We start from the raw sequence: 23,776 nt of genomic DNA, 5'->3' as shown, positions 1-23,776 counted from the left end.
AATGCTCTAAAATTTCCCATCAAAAAAGCCCAAAACAAAGTTTGGGCTTTTGACTTTATCTTTGATTAACGCTTCATCTTCTTCTCAGCTTTTTTGAACTTCTGTACATAACGGCGTTTACGTGCAGCAACACGCTCATCGACCATAGATTTACGACCTTCAAATGGATTGTCTGAAGTTTTGAAATCAACACGAACAGGCGTTCCTTCCAACTTATACACTTTACGGAACACATTTTCGAGATAGCGACGATAGTCCGCAGGGGTTTTATCCACCTTATTACCGTGAACAACGATCGTTGGTGGGTTTTGTCCACCCATATGCGCGTAACGCATTTTAATTCGCTTACCACCAATCATAGGCGGTTGGTGCGCTTCTGTAGCATCATTCAAAATCTGGGTGAGTTTTGCAGGTGAAACTTTTAAATGTGATGATTCATAAGCACGATGGATGGTTGGATACATTTCCCCCACACCAGTACCATGCAATGCAGAGATTAAATGTACTTTTGCCCAAGGAATAAAATCAAAGCGACGATCGACATCCAACTTACATTGTTTACGGTCATATTCGGTCATGTTGTCCCATTTATTAATGGCAATCAACATGGCACGTCCAGCTTCAAGTGCATAACCAATCAGATGCAAATCTTGTTCGACCACACCTTCACGCGCATCCAGAACCACAACAATGACATGTGCATCTTTAATCGCTTGTAGCGTTTTCACGATTGAGAACTTCTCAATCATTTCATCGACTTTACCTTTACGACGTACACCCGCAGTGTCAATCAAGGTGTATTTACGACCATCACGCTCAAACGGAATATAGATAGAATCACGTGTTGTACCGGGTTCATCAAATGCAACCACACGGTCTTCGCCGAGCAAACGGTTGACTAAAGTTGATTTGCCTACATTTGGACGACCAATAATGGCTAAGCGTAAGCCTGTAGCCTTATCATGTGCTTCATCGCTTTCATCTTCAGGAACATCAACCAAGACATCCTCAAGCATTTGCTGCACGCCACGTCCGTGACTGGCAGCCACTTGTAAGGGTTCACCCATACCAAGCTTATAAAACTCAACCAAAGCAGCTTCAGCGTGAACACCATCCACTTTATTGGCAACGAGGTAGATTTTCTTGCCTAATGTACGTAGTTCACGTGCGATTTGTTCGTCCGAAGCCAATAGACCTGCACGGGCATCGACTACAAAAACGATAATGTCAGCTTCATTGATTGCAGTTTTTGACTGCTCTGCCATGTACGAGTCAATACCGCCTTCATTTTCACCGATACCACCGGTATCGACGACAATAAATGATTTATTTTGAAAAACCGCATCACCATATTTGCGGTCACGAGTTAAACCAGCGAAGTCAGCAACCAAAGCATCACGACTTTTTGTGATTTGGTTAAATAGCGTTGATTTTCCGACGTTTGGACGACCAATGAGCGCAATAACGGGTTTCATAAATTAACCTTAATTCAGACGAGCCATCGTTGATGACATCGTATCAGAAACAGTATGGAAGATTTTCAGTGATCAAATGATCATAATAAAAATTCGGGGTTTTGTTTAAACAAACACCCCGAAGTATTTTTAAAAGTGCAATTCGCTAACTCGAATTTTACCACACATTAGGCAAAATTAACGATTCTGCCAAATGCTTAATGCACCTTTTTGAGTAGCGACGTAAAGTTGGTTGTCGAGGACACGTAATGTGCGGACATCTCCACGTGTTTTAGCGCGTCCAACCAAGCGACCAGTTGCAGGCTCAATCAGATGTAAAACACCATCCAAATCACCAACTACAAGATTCTGTCCCAACATCACAGGATTACTCAACTTACGATTCAATAAGCTTTCATTCTGCCACACCAACTCACCTGTACCGAGATCATAGGCATTCAACTTACCATCAACAGTTGAAACGAAGACTTTATCTTCAGATACTTCTGGACGATTGGTACTGCTCGCGTCTTCACTCCACACCACACGTTGTGTCGCTAAATCAGTAACAGTCACTTGGCCTTGAAAGCTCGTGGTCACTAAATATTGACCCGCAACCACTGGATCACCATTGATATCAATCAAACGTTGAATATCGGAACGACCTTCGCTGATAGCAACGCGACGCTGAAACTGCGGTATACCGCTAATCACATCGATTGCGTAGATATACGCATTTGCTGAAGCAATCAGTACCGTGCGTTCATCCAAAGGTACAGGAGCAGCTTGACCTCGCAAGCTAAACTGAATATTTGGCAGCTTATATGCCCAAACCTGTTGTCCTGAAACCGCATCATGTGCAAATACAGTCCCATCATTTGCCAGTGTAATCACCCGCCCCAACTGTATCGAGGATGGAGATAAAATCGCACCAGACAACTGTGTTACCCACTTCTGCTCACCTGTAGCTTGGTCTAAAGCGAACAATTGCCCTTTACGATTACCAACGACAACAATCCCTTCACCGGCTTCAACGCCAGCAGTTAGCTCTTGTTTGGTTATCTTACTTTTCCAAAGACGCTCTTTGCCCTTATAAGCTGAAACTTGTCCATCAGGATCAGGCGTAAAAATCACGCCATTGTCCGTATCCAACTGCAAACGTAACGACTCAGCAGCATTGGTAGAGGAAACACTTTGAGAAAAAACAAGGTTTAAACTCTGTTCTTGCGTAATTTTTGGCAATGGGTTTGGTTTCACTGGCTTAACTTTATTACTCGAACATCCAACGAATAAAGCTGAGGCAATGGCGATTGCCAATGGTAGTTTTAGTTTATTCTGCATTAAGACTCATCCACATTGGTATCTAAGATCGGGCGCTCAATTTCAGGATCATCTACTAAAACGCCAACACTTTCGAGTTTAATTTGTAAAAGCTGACGCTCTTTTTTGCGTTCGATCAAACTATCCCATGCACTTTGATAGGCTTTACGTGCTGATTCAGTATCTTTCTTCGCAACAAAAATATCACCGCGAAGTTCGTCTACTGTCGCTTTAAACGTAGGCTCAGTCACATTGGCCAGTGTTTTTAAGGCTTCGTCATACTTTTTCTGAGCGAGTTGTGCATCGGCTAAACGTAGTTTAACAATTTGTACTAAACCAGCATCTTTGACTGCTGAGTTTTCGACTTTCTTCAATGCTTTTTCCGCAGCAGCATAGTCATCTTTATCATAAGCCAACTTAGCTAACAGGAATTGTGTCTGGATTGCATGAACCGAATTTGCATCTTCTTTCACAATTTTATCTGCTGATTCAGATATCGTCGCAAAAGCATTAGGCTGACCTGCCAGCACATTGGCTTCATCCATCAACTTTTGCACTTTCGCCGTTTGACTCTGAGCTTCAGCAAGCGTTTTCTTTTGCCAGTATTCCCATCCGAAAAAGGCAATCAAGGCAATGAGAATTCCGCTAATGATTGCAGAACCATATTTTTTGGCAAACGACTTAAATTGGTCGAATTGTTCATCATCACTTAAACTCATGTGATTGTCCTTTTCCTAAATATTTTATTGTTTAAATTTCTCGATAAAAAATGAGGTCAGCGCCGCTATGGCAACTTGTGACTGCTCTGCAGTTGCAAGCTCTTTTACCAAAAGCTGCTGTGATTCCCACTCGCGCTCACCCAATATCACCGCATAGATCGCACCCGACTGATCCGCCTTTTTCATTTGGCTTTTCATACTGCCTTGAGAACCTGTTTTAAGGCGAATTGGACTATTTGCAGCTTCGAGTTGATCACGAATTTGCTCAGCCAATAACAATGCTTTGGCTTGATAAGCAGGCTCAGCCAATAAGAACACTTCACAGTCGCGTACAACCTTCTCTTGTTCTACTTGCTCAAGCAACAATAACAAACGCTCCATTCCCATCGCGAAACCGACAGCAGGTACAGATTGATCCGCTTTGCCTTTTAACTGCCCAACCAAACCATCATAACGACCACCCGCACAGACTGTCCCTTGTGACCCCAACATCGTTGTTGTCCACTCGAAAACTGTCTTGTTGTAGTAATCTAAGCCACGCACCAATTTTTGGTTAATCACAAACTCAATACCAGCATCGGTTAAGTATTGCTTTAATTGTTCAAAGTGATTGATGGAGTCTTCTTTCAAGAAATCATGCAATTTAGGCGCGTTTTCTAAAATCTTTTGCGTTGATTCACTCTTAGAGTCCAAAATACGCAATGGATTGGTGCTGAGACGGCGTTGAGAATCTTCGTCTAATGCTTCTTTATGCTGATTTAAAAACTCAACCAAAGCTGCGCGATACTCTGCTCGTTCGTCTGTTTCACCCAAAGTATTGAGCTCTAAACGGACTTTGTCTGCGACACCCATGCGCTTCCACAGACGTGCCGTCATTAAAATGAGTTCAGCATCAATATCAGGGGTAGCGACACCAAAGGTTTCCACACCGAACTGGTGGAACTGGCGATAACGGCCTTTTTGCGGTTTTTCATAGCGGAACATTGGGCCAACATACCAAACACGTGGTGTTGCACCACGCAATAAGTTATGTTCCAACATCGCGCGTACACAGCCCGCTGTGCCTTCAGGACGCAAAGTTAGTGATTCTGGCGGTGTTCCTTTGTCGAAAAAGGTATACATTTCTTTTTCAACAATATCGGTTGCATCACCAATAGCACGTTTAAATAAACCCGTTTGCTCTACGATAGGCAGACGAATTTGTTGATAGCCGTAAGCATCCATTAAAGATGCAAGTTGTTGTTCCAGACTTCTCCAAGCCGCAGTTTGCGTTGGAAGGGTGTCATTAAAACCTTTGATCGCGACGATTGAACTCATGACCTACTCAAAAACTTGTACGAATAATTTCTTTAGATTTGGCTTCTTCAATCTCTTGAACACGCTGACGGACCATGGTCTCTATTTCATCAACCAACTGATCAGTGTCAATTAAATGACTTTTTTCACCATTTCGATACACCAGTGAACGCGGTGACGCGCCAACGATGCCAATATCAGCTTCTTTGGCTTCACCAGGACCATTCACTTTACATCCGATCACAGATAAATCCATCGGTGTACGGATATCTTCTAAACGTTCTTCTAATGCTTGCATCACTTGAATCACGTTGAACTCTTGACGTGAGCAACTTGGGCAAGCAATAAAGTTAATCCCATTTGAGCGTAGACCCAAGGATTTTAGAATATCAAAGCCAATTTTGATCTCATCTTCAGGTTCAGCAGCCAGCGAAATTCGCATGGTATCGCCAATACCTTCCATCAGTAATCCGCCAAGCGCGATCGCTGATTTCACTGTACCTGTGCGATAAATTCCCGCCTCAGTGACGCCTAAATGCAATGGATTATCAATCTGTTGTGACAACAAACGATAGGCATCCATGGTTAAAAACACATTGGATGCTTTGACACTAATTTTAAACTCATGAAAGTTTAAACGATCGAGAATATCAATATGACGCATCGCAGATTCAAGCAAAGCTTGACCTGTTGGTTCGCCATATTTCACTTGTAGATCTTTTTCTAGCGAACCCGCATTGACCCCAATACGAATTGAAATATCATGATGTTTGGCAGCAGCAACGACTTCACGTACTTTTTGATCAGAGCCAATATTACCAGGGTTAATCCGTAAGCAATCAGCACCATAATCAGCCACAGCCAATGCAATACGATGATCAAAGTGAATATCTGCCACTAAGGGCACAGAAACACGTTTACGAATCGCACCGAACGCCTCTGCTGCTTCCATCGAGGGCACAGAAACACGCATAATGTCTGCACCTGCTTCTGCACAACGCTCAATTTGCGCGACAGTCGCATCCACATCACAGGTTTCAGTATTGGTCATACTCTGAACACTAATCGGGGCATCACCACCGACATACACCGACCCCACACGAATTTTACGTGTTGGGCGGCGCTTAATTGGGTTCACGATCATCGTATAGCTCTACCTTTGATTAGCGAGACAAACGGAATTCAGCTTTACCATTTACGGTATAAGGACGCAAGGAAATCTGTTCTTGATTTAAGCTGAGTGATACAGCAGTTGCATCATCCAAACGGATTTGGAATGGTGATTCACCAGTCAACGTAAGCGTCGATGCTTGACGACCAGTTGCCAAAACTTTAGCGGTTGAATCCACAATATGCACGGATGTTGGTCGGCTAAAATTCAATACAAGCTGATCACCTGATGTTGCAACTGTATTTGCCATTGGAAGAATTTCAATATTTGAATTGGTGATTTTTGGCACATCGATATCATCTTTGCTGCTTGATGACCAATTTTGCACAGCAGTAACTGCTAACCAACCCAACAAACCGACAATCACCAGAATCGCAATACGCTTTAACCATTGACGATTACGAACACTGTTTGAACCTGAAAGCTTCCCCATGATTTTGATCGGTGAGTTATTCAAAGCATGGCTTGCTTTTAACCCAGTATCATTGACATAGATTTCATCAAACCGATGGATTATGGCACTGGCATCTGCATTTAAGTACTTTGCATAAGCGCGATAATAACCTTTGATGAAGGTTGCTTCAGGCAACGAGGTATAATCGTCTTTTTCTAATGCCGTCAAGGTTTTGACAGGCATATTCATTTCACGCGCAATCTCTTGCAGTTCTTTCTTTTGTGCAATACGAATTTGACGCAAATACTCACCAGGTCGTTGAATATTTCCCAAAGTTGACGAAGGAGAGTTTGAGCCAGTTGGCTGATGTGAATTTGGATTTATTTCCATACGGCCTCAGTACTGTACTGTAATTGCAAATAACGTTGATATTCTAGACTTTCTGGAAACAAAGCACGCAATTGATTGACTAACACTTGCATTCCCAATTGATCCGCATTCGCTCGAGCTATGCGTATACCCAGCCAAAGCGCACGTGCACCTTGGTTTTTTTGTCCCACATTACGAACATATTGTTCATATAGTTGTGACGCGTCTCTATTGTTTTGTTGCAAATAGAAAATTTCCGACAACTCTAACATTGAAATGGTTGCATTTCGATTTGCTTGTAGTGCCTGTTTGAATGATTTTTCAGCATTCGCAACATCATCTGTGATTAGATAGATCCGCCCTAAATTTTCCAACGCCTGAGAGCGTTGATCATAACCTAAGGTAGCGCCGGCACGGGCGAACTGCTCAATCGCTTCATTATAGCGCTGCATTTGATACAAATATGTACCGTAATTATTACGAGCTTGTGCATTATTCGGTTCAGCAGAAATTGCGCGCTTAAAATAGGCGTCCGCTTTTTCCATATTGAGCTTACTGCCCTCTTGTTGCAGTAAAATGCCCATCATCATATTGGCATTTGCATCACGGGAATTGATTTTTAAGGCTTGGTCAAGTGAACGTTTAGCAGCATCAAGATCACCGTTACGAATATATTCTGCTGCTAACTGGCTACGAACCTGCACGGCCTTTTCAGGGTTTTTGGTCGATGATGTGGTTTGGCAAGCTGTTAAACCCCACACAGCAAGTACAACTGTTGTCGCTATAATCGTTTTTAGTCGAGTTGTATTCAACGCTTTATCCCCAAGTATTATCCTTGTGTGCGCAAAATTTCTTGTCGTTGCGCCACTTTCTTTTTCCACTGTTCGGCGCGACGAGTACGGTCAGCAACTTGTCCCACCAATTGTCCACACGCTGCATCGATATCATCACCACGTGTCTGACGAATCGTACACACAAATCCTGCATCAGACAAAGTTTTTTGGAACGCAATGATGCGATTACGACTAGAACGTCCATAAGGCGCATGCGGAAATGGATTAAATGGAATTAAGTTAATTTTACTCGGTAAATTTTTTAACAACTTCACCAGTTGTTGTGCATGCTCTGGATGATCATTGACCCCTTCAAGCATGACATACTCAATAGTCACATGCTTACGTGCACTTTCATTGCCATCTTTGGCCAAATATCGCTGACACGCAGCAATCAATTGTTCTAATGGGTATTTTTTATTAATTGGCACCAGTTCATTGCGCAACTCATCATTCGGCGCATGCAATGAGATCGCCAATGCCACATCAATATCTTGTATTAACTGATCAATTTTAGGAACAACACCAGAAGTTGATAAAGTCACACGACGTTTAGACATGCCATAAGCAAAATCATCCAACATCAAGCGCATTGAACTAAGGACTGCATCATAATTTAATAATGGCTCACCCATGCCCATCATCACCACATTGGTCACAGTACGTTCCCGTTCTGCTACAGGCACTTCTTCCATATAGGAATAATTTGCCATCCAAAGCTGACCAATGATTTCCGCAGGGGTTAAATCACGTTGGAAACCTTGTTTACCTGTCGAACAAAATGAACAATCTAATGCACAGCCCACTTGTGAAGAAATACATAAGGTCTTACGAGAGCCTGTTTTATCTTCCGCAGGAATCAAGACTGTTTCAACGAGCGATCCTTCACCCTCTCCTACTCGGAACACCCACTTACGTGTCCCATCTTTTGAATAGTTACGATGAACCACTTCAGGTGCTTTAATTTCACAAATTTTTTCGAGTTTTTCACGCAATTTACCTGAGATATTGGTCATCTCAGCAAAATCAGTCACGAAAAATTGATGAATCCACTTCATGATTTGACCGGCACGAAACTTTTTTTCGCCCATGTCTTCAAAGAATTTTTCGAGTTCAACTCGCGACATGCCAAGTAAATTTACTTTATTGTCGGCAGCTTGAACGACAGGCGTAGTGAATGACTGTTGTTTTTCATCTGAATTTTCTGATGAAACGACGACCGCAGAACTCATGTGAATTTACCTAAACAATATCAGCGCTAGAAAACACTGTGCGTTATTTGCACAACACAATCTATAAAAAATAAAAAACCAGATAAGTAGTATACCACTTATCTGGCTTGAATACTTTGGATTAACGAGTGCGTGGGCAGATCTCGTTATCAGCAAAGAAGTAAGCGATTTCACGCTCAGCAGAAGCAACTGAGTCAGAACCGTGTGCAGCATTTTCATCGATGCTTACAGCGAAATCAGCGCGGATTGTACCAGGCGCTGCTTCTTTAGGATTTGTTGCGCCTAAAATTTCACGGTGAGCAAGAACAGCATTTTCACCTTCAAGAACAGAAACAACGACTGGACCAGAAGTCATGAAAGCAACTAAGTCACCAAAGAAACCACGCTCTTTGTGCTCAGCATAAAAACCTTCAGCATCAGTTTGAGAAAGCTGTTTCATTTTAGTTGCAACAATTTTCAAACCTGCCTTTTCGAAACGAGCAAAGATGTCGCCGATGTGGTTTTTAGCAACTGCATCTGGTTTTACGATAGATAACGTACGTTCAATCGCCATGATTGGCTCCTATTATGGTCTAAACATTAAAAAATTTGCCGCATTATACCGATGTCATCATGAATAATCAGCTTGAATCTGTAAAAGTTCAACGATTTCGGATGAATTTCTAACGAACCTCATCCAGCCATGCCATCTGAATCGCTTCAAGCAAACCTTCTGTTGATTTCGTTGGGTCATCACTAAAGTCAGGCAAAGCACATACCCACGCATGAAGATCGGTAAAACGGATCCATTGCGGATCCACCTCTGGATGTGCTTCGACCAATTCAATCGCGATATCCATGGTATCTGTCCAACGTAAGCCCATATAGCAACCTAAGTAAATAAATATGATTAGTGCTACTTTAACAAATCATCGGATTTAAGCGGTAGTATTCTGTTGCTAAATTCTCTCGCAAGCGCTTATAAGCTTATAAAAGGATATTAAAGCTTGGCGCGAGTAAAATGATAGCACTGGCAACCGACGCACCAATCATAGCCCCCACAATCACATCACTTGGGTAATGCAGCCCTAGAACCATCCGAGACAATGCAACAAGCAGGGTAAATGGCAGCATCAGTATCAGTAAAATCGGCTGAATATAACCCAATGTAATCGTCAACATGACCGCATGTAAGGTATGCCCCGATGGAAAGCTAAAATGATCCAATGGTCGCTCACCCAAGACAATGACTTGATGGACTTGATAAGGTCTTGGACGCGTCGTTTTATGTTTTAAAAATTTATAAATTGCGGTACCAAGCAAACCCGCTGCAATCAAATACAGAATTTGCAGACCGTAAGCCAAGCCTTGCATCGCCCAGACAGACAACAACATGACATACCAAAATGGACCATCACCCAAACGACTAATCGTTTTAAAAAATAAGGCAATGCGTTGTGACTGGGAGAGATGGTTAAGGTATAAACACCCTTTTAAATCAAGATCTAACATTTTTATTTTTGCATTTTGAAAGTTCATAATCTTCTCCTATTTGAGAATACTTTAGGTAGAGCGCATAGGTGACTCCTTCGCTACCTGATAAAGTGCTTGTTCTAATTGTTGTACAGGAAATTGCCAACTCGATTGTTGTACACTTTCACTGGCGAGTAAGCCCATTTGTCGCAACTGCGGAAGTGCAGGTAAATGGCAAATGGATTGAATTAAATCGGCTGTGTTCCCTAGTGGACTCAACCATCCCGTAATGTCCTGTTTGACATGCTGATGTGCGCAAACGTAATCATAAGCCACGACAGCTAAGCCACTGGCAATCGCTTCGAGTACGACATTGCCAAAGGTATCGGCTTGGCTTGCAAAGGCAAAAACATCCGCACTTGCATATGCAGCCGACAATTCACGACCACTGAGGCTGCCCATAAAAATCACATCTTGCGAGGTGGTTAATTTACTTAAGCGCACGCGATCAGGGCCATCACCGACGATCACAAACTTAAAATTTGCGCCTTGCTGTGCCTGTAGCGCATGGAAACTTTTAATCAATACGTCTACTTCTTTTTCTGGCGACAAGCGCCCCACATACAACATCACCCGCGTATCAGCATCAGCACCCCATTGTTGGCGTAATTGTGCTGAACGATGTTTTGGTGAGAATTTTGTAGTATCCACACCGCGTCCAACCACCACCAAGGGACAGGTCACACCGAAGCCACGTAAGGCTTGCTCGGTATATTGACTTGGCACACAAGTCACATCAGTGCTGTTATGAAACCATGTTAAATAGCGTTGAATCGGCTTTACTAAAAAAGCCAAGTCAAAGAAGCGACTAAAGTCATGAAAAGCTGAATGAAAGCCACTTGATACCGCGATTTTTTTAGATTTAGCGGCTTGTAAAGCGGTCAATCCTAAAGGCCCCTCAGTCACGATATGCACCACATCTGGTGCAAATTTTTCAAAGGCTTTTGAAACCTTTAAATATTGTGGCCAACCAAATTGGACGCTTGGGTACTTTGGGATGGGTTGTGCAAGAACAAAACATTCCTGATCAGGATGAAATTCTGTACACACGCCTTTCTGTGTCGGACGAACCAATAAAATCTTATGACCTAGACGTTGCAAACCTTGGCACAACTGCATCATCGACAAAGCCACACCATTGATTTCTGGTGGCCATGTTTCAGTCACGATTGCAATTCTTAAACGAGGACGAACTAAATCTTGAAGTTCAGATAATTCATTTTGTTGATCTTTAAGTTGTTTCCTTTTAAAGTAAAATTTTATACTTTCGGGAAACTGATCTTGCTTTAATAGAGATGTCGCGTATGTACTTTGCATATCGCCATCCATTTGTGTCGTTATTTTCATGCTTTAAGCTTATAAAATTTTTTTGACACTTTAATGATCAATAGATGACAGTTTTTTGACAGTGTTAAAATAAAAAAGCCCTCTCCCAAACTGAGACAGAGCTTAAAAATACTCAATACTTTATTAGTTCAATGGATTATCCACTGCAAAAAGTTGCTCATCCTCCAAACGGTAAGCAATCAATTGCTGCCCCCAAACACAACCGCCGTCAACACTCTGAATTTTTGGACTTACGGTTTTGCCGTGTAAAGCCGCCCAATGCCCGAAAAGAATGTGGTGTGTTTGCGCAGTCTGACTTTCAAAATCAAACCAAGGCTGAAACCCTTCTGGCATCGGCGCGTCTAAACCATCTTTAAAACTAAACTCAAGACGACCATCTACATCAGTCAAACGCATACGGGTTAAATAATTGGTAATACAGCGCAGACGCGCCATACCGGTTAAGTCCTCAGACCAAACATCCGGTTGTGTACCAAACATTTCTGCCAAAAAATGATCCAGCACACTTAAATCATCATGACCAACAACGTCTTGCACTTCACGCGCATAGCGTTCAGTTTGCTGAGCATTCCACAACAAAGGAACACCTGCATGCGTCAAAATCGTGTGTTGATTTGGCAATAAACACAAAGGTTGTTTACGCAGCCAGTCAATCAATTCATCACCATCAATCGCATCAATGATATCTTGCGTACCATCTTTGTCTTTGATTTTTTTAAAACCGCGTGCGCAAGCAATTAAGGTCAAATCATGATTGCCTAAAACAGTTGCAGCAGCACCCCGATCAGCGAGCTTTTTAACAAAGCGCAATGCGCCAACCGAGTTTTCACCACGCGCAACTAAATCACCAGCAAACCACAAAAAGTCTTGATCAGGATCAAAGCGAATTTGTTTCAATAATGCTTTGAGTGCCTCGAAACAACCTTGCACATCACCAATGACATAGTTATAACGCTTTGACATTAAGACACCATTTGATCAGATAACGCGACGAACTGAGCCAAGCTTAACGTTTCTGGACGCGCCATCGGATCAACACCTGCTTTTTCAAAACCATCCTCAGCTAACATTCCTTTCAGACTATTACGCAACGTTTTACGACGTTGCGTAAAAACATGTCCAACCAATCGTGCTAAAGCTTTTTCATTATTTGCCACAATCGGCTTGGTTTCATACGGCTCTAAACGGAATACGGCAGAAGTTACTTTTGGCGGTGGATTAAATGATCCTAGTGGCACTTCAAATAAAAATGTCGGTTTGCAAAAATACTGAATCATCACCGACAAACGACCATATTCTTTGGTATTTGGCACAGCGGTAATACGATCCACAACCTCTTTTTGCAACATAAAATGCATATCTTTGACTTTGCTACCAAACTCCAAGAGATGGAACAATAAAGGCGTTGAGATGTTATATGGCAAATTCCCCACGACACGAAGTGGACGACCCTCTTGAAACAATTGAGTGAAATCGTATTTCAATGCATCCGCTTCAATAATCGTCAAACGCTCAGGGTGTGGTACACGCGCAGGTAAGCCTGCTGCCAAGTCGCGATCTAGCTCCACGACAGTCAGAGCATCACATTCACCGATGAGAGGCGAGGTCAATGCAGCCAAACCAGGACCAATTTCGACAATATTTTCGCCCGTACGCGGATTTACAGAGCGTACAATTTTGGCAATTACACGTTGATCATGTAAAAAGTTCTGACCAAAACGTTTTCGAGCCTGATGCCCTTCATCTTTAGGGTTTAGGGCATTAATTTGATACATATATTTATACTCAATATTTCAAACTTAATTCTCCCCTCGTTAATATAGAGGGTAAGAAGTGACTAAAACTTCGCAAGGGAGGTTCGAGCTAAATCAAGGGCTAAATCGACTGCTACATGCAAACTCGATGATTTTGCTTGCCCAGTGCCTGCAAGAGAAAGAGCTGTACCATGATCGACTGAGGTTCGAATAAATGGCAAGCCTAAAGTAATATTTACCGCTTCACCAAAGCCCTGTGATTTTAACACAGGTAAACCTTGATCGTGATACATTGCCAAAACAGCATCTGCATCTTTAAGGTTTTCAGGGGTGAATAAAGTGTCTGCGGGCAAACTCAAACTCATATCAATGCCTTGTATACGATAGCTTTCCAGCACAGGATTGATGACTTCAATCTCCTCCCGTCCCAAATAACCATCCTCACCAGCATGAGGATTTAATCCACACACTAAAATTCGCGGCGCTGCAATTTTAAATTTTGTTTTTAAATCATGAATCAGAATATCAATCACTTGATGCAAGCGTTCTTTGGTAATTGCATCTGGGACATCCCGTAAAGGTAAATGCGTGGTAGCTAAGGCAACGCGTAATGTTTTGGTCGCGAGCATCATCACGACGCGATCAACACCTGCAAACTCTTGGTAATATTCAGTATGACCACTAAAGGCAATACCTGCATCATTAATAATAGACTTCTGCACGGGTGCTGTGGCAATGCCCACACTCGCGCCTGCCATTGCATAATCTGCGGAACGGCGCAATTGTTCCAATACATAGGCAGCATGTGCTGGATTTAATTGTCCCAATTCAACTGGCTCAGTCAAAGGCACATGCTCAACAAAGAGCTGTCCTGTTTCACTCGATTGACGCTGCCCTTGATATGGGATTAATTCAACAGAAATTTTCAACTGATCAGCGCGCTGCTGCAACATGTCCCTATCCGCGAGGACCACAATCGGACGCTCATCCACTCGCTCTGCCAAAGCTAAACAAATATCAGGTCCAATGCCTGCTGGTTCACCAGAAGTGACATATAAAGGAAGCATACTTACCGCCAATCATTGATGATTTCTACTTAGTGTAACCAAAATCTAAAATCAGCTATAGCGTTTCCTTTTTATAATTCCCACACATTATTCGCTGCTGGTATTTTTAGGTAAATTTTGCGGCACTAAATTCGAAGGTGAAAAATGTGGTGTTCGGGTCCAAGGGTTAATTTTTGATGGTGTTTTTTTCTCTGTTTGCACAACCTCAGTTAAATCCACCTTTTTCTCAGTCACAAGAACCGTGCTACTTGGCTTCTCGACCAGCGGATTGGGCGTGATCTCTTTCTTTTCAACCATCTGAACGTGCTGGACAGGCAACGCTTCTTTTTTATCTAGTGACGGCGTAACGGCGATCGCAGAAGTTGGGGGTAAATAAGCCGTTGTCGGCATCCCTTGCTTCACTATGGTTTGTGTTGTTGGTTGAGACTGAGTTGGTGGTGCGACCACGCCTGTAGAGGGTGATTGAAGATGCGTCTGATCAACAGGAATCTCGATTGCTTTCATTTCGGCAGTGACTGCCATCGCAGGGTCGACATAACCATTGCCACGACTTTCCAAAACCTCAAGCTTGCGACTGGTTCCCTCTCTAGGCTGAAATTCTGAATAATTGGTGACACTGCCCTGATCTACCCATTTATAAAGCCGTCGCGCATTTGTCTGTGCTGAACAAACGCAGATTAATATTGTAACTACAATCATTTTTGTAGAAGACGACAACTCCATCAAATTCCCCAAAAGAAGAGGTTAATACTTCTATTTATTTCAATTAATTAATATAAAATCATAGGGCAAAGCCGCATTTGTCACAAGGCAAATAATAGAGCTTAAAATTAAAGTCCGGTTATTGACCAAATCAGTCACATTGCAGCAAATTCTAGTCTCTTGAGTGAATTATTGTTGTGCGTGTTTATAAATTCATGTAAAATTCCGTCTCCTTTTGTTTGGACAGATTCCACCGTCCAAACCAACTATAATAGGTAGTGGTTTAATGAAAACTCTCAGCGCTAAGCCTGCTGAAGTTCAACATGACTGGTATGTTGTTGATGCTTCTGGCAAAACTTTAGGTCGCCTTGCGACTGAAATCGCTCGTCGTTTACGCGGTAAGCATAAAACGTCTTATACTCCTCACGTTGACACTGGTGATTACATCGTTATTATCAATGCTGAGCAAATTCAAGTGACTGGTAAAAAAGCACTTGATAAAAAATATTATCGCCATACTGGTTTCCCTGGTGGTATCCGTGAGACTAACTTCGAGAAGTTAATTGCTCACAAACCTGAAGCAGTTTTAGAAAAAGCTGTTAAAGGTATGTTACCAAAAGGTCCTCTTGGTTATGCAATGATCAAAAAAATGAAAGTGTACGCTGGTACTGAGCATCCTCATACTGCTCAACAGCCACAAGTTTTGGACATCTAAGGGATACAGCACATGGCTACTAATTATGGTACAGGTCGCCGTAAGACCGCAACTGCACGTGTTTTCTTGTCAGCTGGTACAGGCAAACTCGTAATTAACAATCGTACTCTAGAGCAATATTTCGGTCGTGAAACTGCTCGTATGGTTGTGCGTCAGCCTTTAGAGCTTTTAGAAGTAACTGAAAAATTTGACCTTTATATCACCGTTAAAGGCGGTGGTATGGGTGGTCAAGCTGGCGCTATCCGTCACGGTATTACTCGTGCATTGATCGCTGCTGATGAAGATCTAAAACCTGCTCTTCGTCAAGCTGGTTTCGTTACTCGTGATGCTCGTGAAGTTGAACGTAAGAAACTTGGTTTACGTAAAGCACGTAAGCGTCCTCAATTCTCTAAACGTTAATCGTTTTTCGAATTGGACAAAAAACCTCGGATTTCTCCGAGGTTTTTTTATTTATAGTCACGATGATATTTCATGGATGCTTTTTCTGCGGTTTTTTAGTATGCTGAACCGTTTATATCTCTAGCTTTGTAATATGTCGTCGGTTGAGAATACCCCAGTTCAGGGCATTACCCTTTATAGTCATGCAGATGATTTCCGTTCACACTGGATTCGCTTGTTATTAGCAGAAAAGCAAATCAAATATCATCTAATCATAACCGACCATGAAGATGAAGATTTAGCAGATCTAAATCCATACAATCAACTCCCGATGCTGATCGAACAAAATCTAAAATTATTTTCACCAAATGTGATTGCTGAATATTTAGATGATCGCTACCGTCAAAACAAATTATATGCTGATGCCCCAATGACGAGAGCCGAGCAACGCCAATATATCTGGCGTTTTGAACAGGACTGGTTCAAGCTCGCTGATCAGATGTTGAGACATAGCGATACACTCGATCCAAAGCAAAAGCAAAAAGCACAAAAAGAACTTAGAGATACCCTTATTTCTTTAACACCGCTGTTCCAACATTATCCCTTTTTTATGTCTGAAACCTTTTCTATCTTAGATTGTATGCTCGCGCCGATTTTTCTGAGATTAAAAAGTATGGGGATTGAACTGCCTGCACAGCACTGCCGACCTATTTTCTTGTATTGTCATCGTATCTTTAGCCGTCCATCGTTCACTAAATCAATGACAGCCCAAGAAAAAAACAGCTACAATGAATTGATTTCTACGATTTAATAAGTTTTTCAATTATGTCTGAGCAAATAACTTTTACACCGACACGCCCATATCTTGCTCGTGCCATTTATGAATGGATTTGCGATAATCAACTGACGCCTTATTTACTGGTCGATGCAACACAGCCACATACTGATGTTCCGCTGCAATTTGTCAAAGATGGTCAAATTGTTTTGAATCTTGCACCACATGCGGTTCATCAGCTAAACATCAGCAATGAAATGATTTGTTTTTCTGCTCGATTTGGCGGCGTAGCAAAAGAAATCTATGTGCCCATTCAGGCCGTATTGGGTATCTATGCAAAAGAAAATGGACAAGGTTTATTTTTCGATCCTTCTGAATATACTGATATTGAAGTCACCACAACAGCTCAAATAGATGAACCAAAGCAAAAAACTGAACCAAGTAAAAAGAAACCTTCTCTTAGAATTCTAGATTAAACGAGGATATCCCTGATGGCATTTGACTTAGTTCAATATTTTTCTGAACAAATTAAAATTCAAAAACCACAACTTTTTAATCAATATTCTCAAAAAGAAAAGCAACTTCATATTGACGAGATCAATGCGCTTGCGCTTGGTCGATTGATTAGCCTTTGGAAACAGAATCATCAAAAGCTGTATCAAGAGGTTCAAAACTCTGATCCACTTTATATCCAAGAAATCACACGACACCTGACCACCTCAGCACACAACCAATCAACGCTTAGTGCCTCAGAATTAGAAACCAGTCTCACTGAGGTGTTATCGTTACAATTCGCCGAATTAAAACAATTAGACCAAACAGGAAGTTTTGGTTTAGCAGGTTTAACAGAGTTACTGTTGGGTCAAATTGAGCACTTATCTGGACAAGCCGAAGACTGGGTGTGGTCAACCAATCAGTTAACCGAATTATTAGGCTCTAAGCCCGTTGAACAAGAAGAAATCTCTCTTGAAGCAACCATGCAAGAATTTAATCAATTGGTTCATCAAGCACAACCAAATGCGCATGATGATACCGTATTGGAAGCTACTCCTCCGCTCACACCGACGTGGTCCTATATCGCTGCTCCGCTGGTGGCATTGCTTATTCTGATGATTTTATATTGTGCTTACAGCCAATTAGTTTATGTTTAAACACCTTCTCTCAGATAGAGAAAGCTGAATAACTTTCTCTATCCCTTCCCAAACTTGCACATACTTTAGTTTATTTAATTATTAATTTAAGAATTCTAATTAAAACAATTTTACATTTATTTACAATACAAAAACCCAAGAAAACTCCATCATTATTGTGAATAAAATCACATTTACAACAAAATATAATCCTTAATTAATATTATAATTCGTTTACTTGACAAAAATTGTCAATTCCTAACATTTCTATTATTTAAATTAGGCTAAAGCATGATTGATTTAATAAAATACTCTCCTATAATGAAATTAAGTACTTTTGAAAACCAATTAAAACAAAAGTAACTTATATAAACTTATAAACAAGAATGTATCAGTAGAGATAATATCATGGCTAAAATTTCATTAGAAAGCTTATCAAACATTGATGGTTTCGTTGCAGCAGCATTAGTAGACACAGAAAGTGGCTTAGCGCTCGCAACTCAAGGTGGGGGCACAATTGATTTAGAGCTTGCAGCTGCAGGTAATACTGAGGTTATACGAGCAAAACGCCGTGTTGCTAACTCATTGAAACTAAACGATGATATTGAAGACATTTTAATTACACTAGGTAAGGCTTATCACTTAATCCGCCCATTGGAAAGCAATGGAAATCTATTCCTTTATGTTGTACTAGACCGCAGTAAATCCAACCTTGCAATGGCTCGTCATGAACTCAAAACGTTTGAGAAAGAGTTAGACTTTGCTTAATTAGCAATAGCAAAACATTTAATATATTAGACTTCCTATATCTATTTTTATTTTAGTTAAAATTAAAAATAATATAAGAGGTCTAATATTAGTCTCTCTAAAAAGACTAATTTTGCTCAGTCCAATATTTTACCATTATTAAAGTGATACTATGAATGGGCATTGCATTAATATCGCGATTTCAGGTATAAGTTTAAAAGTTTCAGATGAGTTAAAATTAGAACTTAGAAAAACAATACCTAATGAGTTTGGCATTAATTGGATTAATATTGCCGATCCAAATATAGACTTATTATTAATAAATGAAAACTTTTTCGATACCGAGGGTATCCAACGTATTTTAGAACAAAAACAACTCCCTTGTTTAAAGATATCAAAGGGACAAGGTTCTTGTCATATAGAAGAACACAACACACTTTTTCTACCCTTCCAACACACTGATGCACTCAAGAATTGGATTCATCTTCGCCTTTTAAGTTATTTGTCTGATCAACGAATGCAACAACCAAAAGTGGAACTGGTCTCGACACACAATGCCATCAATCAAAAGTTTTTAACAGAGATGTTAAATCCAGAAAATGCTCGTCTGCATCTTTTTGATGATCATGGGACTTTGGCGATTATTGATACACGCAGCCAAATTGCTTGGCTAGAACCGACACGTACCCATACACAAACTAACCATAGTTTTAATTATGAATTTGCCACAACGTCCGATTTCACCAAAGTGTCGCGTAAAGTGGAATACAACTTACAAGACTGGTTATGGAATCTTTTTTGGCATTCTGTCGAATTTCAGCGCCTCGCCCCTAGCGAAAGTGAGTATTACAAACTCGATTTTTGGCCACAGCCTGCTCAGCACAATGATCGTAAAACCATCCTACAACTTTCAGCATGTTTTATCCAAGGTGCTCAACTTGGTCAGGTTGCCACACAATTAAAATTACCGATTCAAACAGTTCAACAATTTATTTCTGCTTGCATCGTTTCGAGCAACGGCGGCATCGTCTCGGCTTCAGAAAGTCATTATTTACAAACAGAGACTGCTGAACAAACGACAGAACAACATGGTTTTTTAAATAAATTTTTCGGCAAAATTAGACGCCGTTTTGGTCTTTAAGGAATGACATGATACTTCAACAATATAAAATTGTTTTCGCAGGAAGTATGGGTTCAGGGAAAACTGAAGCGATCAAATCTCTCTCGGAAATTCCAGTACTTGCCACGGAAGCATTCAATACGGATACCCAAGCGCATAATAAAGTAGAAACGACTGTAGGGATTGATTACGGCGAAATCACACTTGATGATGGCGTAAAAATCGGTCTTTATGGCACGCCAGGGCAAACACGTTTTGACTTTATTTGGCCTGTCATTTGCCAAGGTGCACTGGGTGTGGTGCTACTGGTCGATCACAATAGTAAAGTTCCACTGGAAGAACTTGAAGGCTATTTAGATCGATTTAAAGACTATACGCAAAACATCTCGATTGGTGTTACACACGTAGATGAAAACAAAGGACAGCCCACGTCAATCTATCGAGATTGGTTAATCCAAAACAACTATCAATACCCACTATTTTTTATAGATGCCCGTAAACAAGAACATATCCTGCTCATGATTGAATCACTGATTGCCACACTAGAAGTCAATTTAAAAGCGACCAATTAATCACTTTATAAAAGAGAAGAATTATGCTCAGTATTCCCAGCCAACAACGTACCGCGCCAAAAGAACTTATTCAGTTTGCGAAAGCGCAAGCCAACGATATTTTGATCAATATTCGAGGCATTGACTACATTATGCTTTGCTCTACCGATGGTTTTGAGCTTGCTTCGATTTATAAAAAAAATCCATATAACAGTAGCAAACTGGCAGCGGTAAGCAGCTCAATACTGGCGATGGTCAGTGCTTTTCTCAATGAGATCCAACTCACAGGATGTCAAAGTATTACCTTAGATGCAGAAAATGGCAAAGCGATACTGACGGCGATTCCCTCTCCCCATCACCCAATGGTCATGGTGACGTTAAGCAATAAAGATGTTCTTCTAGGGCAATTACTATATAGCCTCAAACAAGCCAGTGCAGCCATCAGCGCAGCAGATCAAGCTTAGTCCTCTCATTTACTTTACTCAATCTGTCAGGGGGCAATCTCCCTGACAGATTTTTTATTTTTATAAAAAATCTGTCAATAGATAATAAATTTTCATATTCGAACCTATACCTCCCATCAAGTTTATCGTAGCAATCAAAAAACATTAGCGAATGACTATTTCAAAATCATCTATATAGATGATTTTTCCTGAATCAGACGAACGGTTTAAAAATTACATGATTTAGCAACAAAATTTTATTATGATAATTTGCGAACAAATAACAACACTAATTTTCAAAAATGAAAATCAACAAGATTGCTTGATTGAAGCTATTCATCAACGCAATGCACTATCAACAAGGAGAAACATTAAATGGGGCTGAAAAATATTAAATTCAGTGTAGCAACAACACTACTGATGGGTACTTTTGCCATGCAAGATACACTGGCAGATTCTTATGTGTTCATTACCAATACCACACCTGAAACCTTATCAATACAAGTCAACCATACTGGTAGTCAAACATTAGAACAAGGAAACCAGTGGGCACAAGAAGCAACACAACTTGCGCCTTATGAAACCAAGCGTGTGCTGCGCATGAATCGTTATTCAGGATTAAAATCTGGACAGACTTATAATTTTGATACGATTGTTTCGAGTGGAAACTCACAAGTAACATTCAAACAATCGATGACAGGTACTTGGTCTGGCAGCACCATTAAGCATGGCATCCAAACGGCATCTACTACATCACCTTGGTATACTGATCGCAATGTTCATCGCATCAATACCACTTATGCAGGCTTATCGGCACAGGCTGCGGTTAAAGCCGTATATACAGGCGGTTATGATGATTTTCATTACACCATCCATCAAAACACTGTCCAAGAACCGATCTCAAGCAGTGCAGATGAATTAAAAGTACTGTCCTATAACATTTACGCTCTGCCCATGGTTGCAAGTAAAATTAGTGAGCGTTTAGCAGAACTTCCAAATCATTTAAATGGTTATGATGTGATTTTAATGCAAGAAGCATTTGCATCTTCTCGTACAGGGATGTTGAATCAACTAGCACAACAATATCCATATCAAACACATATCCCAGTCGGTTCAGGTTATAACTTATTTGATAGTGGTCTTGTGATCGTCAGCCGTTATCCTATTGTGAAAACAGCACAACAGATTTATCCAGATTGTACAGGAACAGATTGTTTTGCGGATAAAGGCGTGTTGTATGCCGAAATTATCAAAAATGGTAAAGCCTATCATGTGACCTCAACGCATACCGCATCGTTTGATACCACCGAAGCGCGCGCCCTACGTCAAGTTCAATTCCAGCAAATTCGTCAGTTAATCAACCAACAAAATATCCCAAGTTTTGATGCTGTATTAATGGGCGGAGACTTTAATGTCAACAAGCTGTTATGGCCGCAAGATTATCAAGACATGCTTACCAACCTAAATGCGACAGCACCCGTCAGCACAGGTTATACCGAATCTACATTTGATCCTCGTATTAATAAACTCGCTGGTGCAGCAGGTTCAGGTGGCACAACGGTTGAATATTTGGATTATGTGGTTTCTTCAAATACACATCGCCAACCGATTCAATCGCGTAATGATGTTCGTATTTTACGTTCTACCGCAGACCCATTATTTATGACATGGGATCTTTCTGACCATTTCCCTGTGATGGGACATTTTAACTACAATCCATAAAACGGAATACTGTGGATGAATAAAAGACTATTACTGACAATCGTTATTGTTTTACTGGTCTTGGTCGGAATTGTAGTCTGGAAGAGCAACGCCTCTTCCGCTGCAATCCAACAAAGCCAAACCATGCCATTCTCTGATGATTCAACAATGCATTCGACAGATGGAACTATGCAGAATAAAACCACAGATGAGCTTTTTCAAGAATCCTTATTGAGACAATTACAGGTGCTTCAGAAGCAACCTGGAAATATCACTCAATTTTTAAATGATTTTAAAGCGAATTGTCATGTACAAGACTGTAATGCGGCTTTAGCAAAAGCATTGGCAGATTATCCTGACCAAGAATTTGCGCATTTGGTTGAAAATTTATTAAAACGTATGCCGCAATATGAACAGCACATGCAAAGTACAGTGCTTTCAACCTCTTTATCTCCGCAAGAACGTTTCAATGCGTTATGGAAATTAAGAGAACAAACGCTGGGGAAGGCTGAAGCGATGCTTGGTTTTGGGCAAGAGCGTAATTATGCGGATTACAAATTTGCTTATGCAGAGATTAAGCAAAATAGAAATCTGAATGCAGAACAACGTTTAAAAGCTTTCGAGGAATTGCAACATCGATATCCAGATACAACTCAACAACAAAGCAAAATTGGACTGTATGAGCAATCCATTGAATTACTCAATCAAAACCACAACAATTCTGCCGAGACTGAACGTTTAAAACAGATCTTGCAGCAACGTTATCTCACGGAACAGGAACGACAAGACATTCAACGTCGAGATCAACGTGAAATACAACAACAGCAACAAGTGAATCAATACCAACAAGCATTACAACAATTACAACAAGACATGCAACCGTTGAAAAATCAGCTCTCAGAGGCCGAATGGCAGCAACAGTATCAACAGCGCCTAGAAACATTAAGATCAAGCATGTTCCCATAAAATAAGTACCATCCCATTGATCGGGATGGTCACTATTTCACCGCTGGGATTTTTTACTTATACTGATTCACAAACAAACA

The 23,776-nt window shown here is 40.9% G+C and carries 27 protein-coding genes; 11 read left to right on the top strand and 16 right to left on the bottom strand.

Annotated features, from left to right (window positions below; translation table 11 throughout):
- Nucleotides 1-65 precede the first annotated feature (65 nt).
- From der to F903_RS05055, 16 genes are all read right to left on the bottom strand, one after another.
- Nucleotides 66-1,475: a ribosome biogenesis GTPase Der gene (gene der, locus F903_RS05130; RefSeq protein ID WP_004669600.1), complete on the bottom strand. Its 1,410-nt coding sequence runs from the start codon at nt 1,473-1,475 to the stop codon at nt 66-68.
- Between the two features lie 177 nt (nt 1,476-1,652).
- Entirely contained in the window at nt 1,653-2,795 is a 1,143-nt protein-coding gene (gene bamB / locus F903_RS05125) for an outer membrane protein assembly factor BamB (protein ID WP_005195237.1), read from the bottom strand.
- The gene (locus tag F903_RS05120) at nt 2,795-3,493 is read right to left on the bottom strand and encodes a YfgM family protein (RefSeq protein WP_004669602.1); all 699 of its coding nucleotides are present in this window, start codon (nt 3,491-3,493) and stop codon (nt 2,795-2,797) included. The genes bamB and F903_RS05120 overlap by 1 nt, the downstream gene beginning before the upstream one ends.
- 24 nt (nt 3,494-3,517) lie before the next feature.
- Nucleotides 3,518-4,810 (bottom strand): histidine--tRNA ligase, encoded by a 1,293-nt coding sequence (gene hisS, locus F903_RS05115; protein WP_005195234.1) that lies wholly within the window; start codon nt 4,808-4,810, stop codon nt 3,518-3,520.
- Between the two features lie 7 nt (nt 4,811-4,817).
- The gene (gene ispG / locus F903_RS05110) at nt 4,818-5,933 is read right to left on the bottom strand and encodes a flavodoxin-dependent (E)-4-hydroxy-3-methylbut-2-enyl-diphosphate synthase (protein WP_005195232.1); all 1,116 of its coding nucleotides are present in this window, start codon (nt 5,931-5,933) and stop codon (nt 4,818-4,820) included.
- Nucleotides 5,934-5,952: 19 nt separating this feature from the next.
- A complete protein-coding gene (locus F903_RS05105) occupies nt 5,953-6,744 on the bottom strand; it encodes a helix-turn-helix domain-containing protein (protein ID WP_005195230.1) in 792 nt (263 codons plus the stop codon).
- A complete protein-coding gene (gene pilW, locus F903_RS05100) occupies nt 6,735-7,535 on the bottom strand; it encodes a type IV pilus biogenesis/stability protein PilW (RefSeq protein WP_005195228.1) in 801 nt (266 codons plus the stop codon). The genes F903_RS05105 and pilW overlap by 10 nt, the downstream gene beginning before the upstream one ends.
- Nucleotides 7,536-7,552: 17 nt before the next feature.
- A complete protein-coding gene (rlmN, locus tag F903_RS05095) occupies nt 7,553-8,788 on the bottom strand; it encodes a dual-specificity RNA methyltransferase RlmN (protein WP_004669609.1) in 1,236 nt (411 codons plus the stop codon).
- Between the two features lie 121 nt (nt 8,789-8,909).
- Nucleotides 8,910-9,341, bottom strand: a complete 432-nt coding sequence (ndk, locus tag F903_RS05090) for a nucleoside-diphosphate kinase (protein WP_004669610.1) — start codon at nt 9,339-9,341, stop codon at nt 8,910-8,912.
- 109 nt (nt 9,342-9,450) lie between these two features.
- A complete protein-coding gene (iscX, locus tag F903_RS05085) occupies nt 9,451-9,651 on the bottom strand; it encodes a Fe-S cluster assembly protein IscX (protein WP_004669612.1) in 201 nt (66 codons plus the stop codon).
- Between the two features lie 103 nt (nt 9,652-9,754).
- Nucleotides 9,755-10,306, bottom strand: coding sequence for a phosphatase PAP2 family protein (locus tag F903_RS05080; RefSeq protein WP_005195220.1), 552 nt, complete (start codon nt 10,304-10,306; stop codon nt 9,755-9,757).
- A gap of 24 nt (nt 10,307-10,330) precedes the next feature.
- On the bottom strand, nt 10,331-11,617 hold the full coding sequence (locus F903_RS05075; RefSeq protein ID WP_005195219.1) for a glycosyltransferase family 4 protein: 1,287 nt from the start codon (nt 11,615-11,617) through the stop codon (nt 10,331-10,333).
- Nucleotides 11,618-11,770: 153 nt separating this feature from the next.
- Nucleotides 11,771-12,610, bottom strand: a complete 840-nt coding sequence (locus tag F903_RS05070) for a symmetrical bis(5'-nucleosyl)-tetraphosphatase (protein ID WP_005195218.1) — start codon at nt 12,608-12,610, stop codon at nt 11,771-11,773.
- On the bottom strand, nt 12,610-13,422 hold the full coding sequence (rsmA, locus tag F903_RS05065; RefSeq protein WP_005195217.1) for a 16S rRNA (adenine(1518)-N(6)/adenine(1519)-N(6))-dimethyltransferase RsmA: 813 nt from the start codon (nt 13,420-13,422) through the stop codon (nt 12,610-12,612). Before rsmA ends, F903_RS05070 begins: the two co-directional genes overlap by 1 nt.
- A gap of 62 nt (nt 13,423-13,484) precedes the next feature.
- On the bottom strand, nt 13,485-14,468 hold the full coding sequence (gene pdxA / locus F903_RS05060) for a 4-hydroxythreonine-4-phosphate dehydrogenase PdxA (RefSeq protein WP_004669622.1): 984 nt from the start codon (nt 14,466-14,468) through the stop codon (nt 13,485-13,487).
- 87 nt (nt 14,469-14,555) lie between these two features.
- Entirely contained in the window at nt 14,556-15,191 is a 636-nt protein-coding gene (locus F903_RS05055) for a hypothetical protein (protein ID WP_005195216.1), read from the bottom strand.
- A 265-nt stretch (nt 15,192-15,456) separates the two neighbouring features.
- Between F903_RS05055 and rplM the strand changes: the two genes are divergently transcribed.
- The 11 genes from rplM (at nt 15,457) to F903_RS05000 (ending at nt 23,696) form a co-directional block, all read left to right on the top strand.
- Nucleotides 15,457-15,885 (top strand): 50S ribosomal protein L13, encoded by a 429-nt coding sequence (rplM, locus tag F903_RS05050; protein WP_004669626.1) that lies wholly within the window; start codon nt 15,457-15,459, stop codon nt 15,883-15,885.
- A gap of 12 nt (nt 15,886-15,897) precedes the next feature.
- Nucleotides 15,898-16,284 carry a 30S ribosomal protein S9 gene (gene rpsI / locus F903_RS05045; protein WP_004669628.1) on the top strand — a complete coding sequence of 129 codons (387 nt, stop codon included), beginning with the start codon at nt 15,898-15,900 and terminating at the stop codon, nt 16,282-16,284.
- A 133-nt stretch (nt 16,285-16,417) separates the two neighbouring features.
- The gene (locus F903_RS05040) at nt 16,418-17,074 is read left to right on the top strand and encodes a glutathione S-transferase N-terminal domain-containing protein (protein ID WP_004669630.1); all 657 of its coding nucleotides are present in this window, start codon (nt 16,418-16,420) and stop codon (nt 17,072-17,074) included.
- 14 nt (nt 17,075-17,088) lie between these two features.
- Nucleotides 17,089-17,514 carry a ClpXP protease specificity-enhancing factor gene (locus tag F903_RS05035; RefSeq protein ID WP_005195215.1) on the top strand — a complete coding sequence of 142 codons (426 nt, stop codon included), beginning with the start codon at nt 17,089-17,091 and terminating at the stop codon, nt 17,512-17,514.
- 15 nt (nt 17,515-17,529) lie between these two features.
- Nucleotides 17,530-18,189 carry a hypothetical protein gene (locus F903_RS05030; protein WP_004669633.1) on the top strand — a complete coding sequence of 220 codons (660 nt, stop codon included), beginning with the start codon at nt 17,530-17,532 and terminating at the stop codon, nt 18,187-18,189.
- A 387-nt stretch (nt 18,190-18,576) separates the two neighbouring features.
- Nucleotides 18,577-18,936, top strand: coding sequence for a roadblock/LC7 domain-containing protein (locus F903_RS05025; RefSeq protein ID WP_004669635.1), 360 nt, complete (start codon nt 18,577-18,579; stop codon nt 18,934-18,936).
- 151 nt (nt 18,937-19,087) lie between these two features.
- A complete protein-coding gene (locus F903_RS05020; RefSeq protein WP_005195212.1) occupies nt 19,088-20,056 on the top strand; it encodes a hypothetical protein in 969 nt (322 codons plus the stop codon).
- Between the two features lie 8 nt (nt 20,057-20,064).
- A complete protein-coding gene (locus F903_RS05015) occupies nt 20,065-20,607 on the top strand; it encodes a GTP-binding protein (RefSeq protein WP_005195210.1) in 543 nt (180 codons plus the stop codon).
- Nucleotides 20,608-20,630: 23 nt separating this feature from the next.
- Nucleotides 20,631-21,050 (top strand): roadblock/LC7 domain-containing protein, encoded by a 420-nt coding sequence (locus tag F903_RS05010; protein WP_004669641.1) that lies wholly within the window; start codon nt 20,631-20,633, stop codon nt 21,048-21,050.
- A 354-nt stretch (nt 21,051-21,404) separates the two neighbouring features.
- Nucleotides 21,405-22,751, top strand: coding sequence for a sphingomyelin phosphodiesterase (locus tag F903_RS05005; protein ID WP_005195208.1), 1,347 nt, complete (start codon nt 21,405-21,407; stop codon nt 22,749-22,751).
- Nucleotides 22,752-22,766: 15 nt separating this feature from the next.
- The gene (locus F903_RS05000) at nt 22,767-23,696 is read left to right on the top strand and encodes a lipase secretion chaperone (protein ID WP_005195206.1); all 930 of its coding nucleotides are present in this window, start codon (nt 22,767-22,769) and stop codon (nt 23,694-23,696) included.
- Nucleotides 23,697-23,776 lie beyond the last annotated feature (80 nt).

Origin of the sequence: Acinetobacter sp. NIPH 298 (assembly GCF_000369505.1) — a bacterium.
Lineage (GTDB): Bacteria > Pseudomonadota > Gammaproteobacteria > Pseudomonadales > Moraxellaceae > Acinetobacter.
Note: the sequence above shows the minus strand (reverse complement) of the source record. Positions and strands in the feature narration are given on the sequence as shown.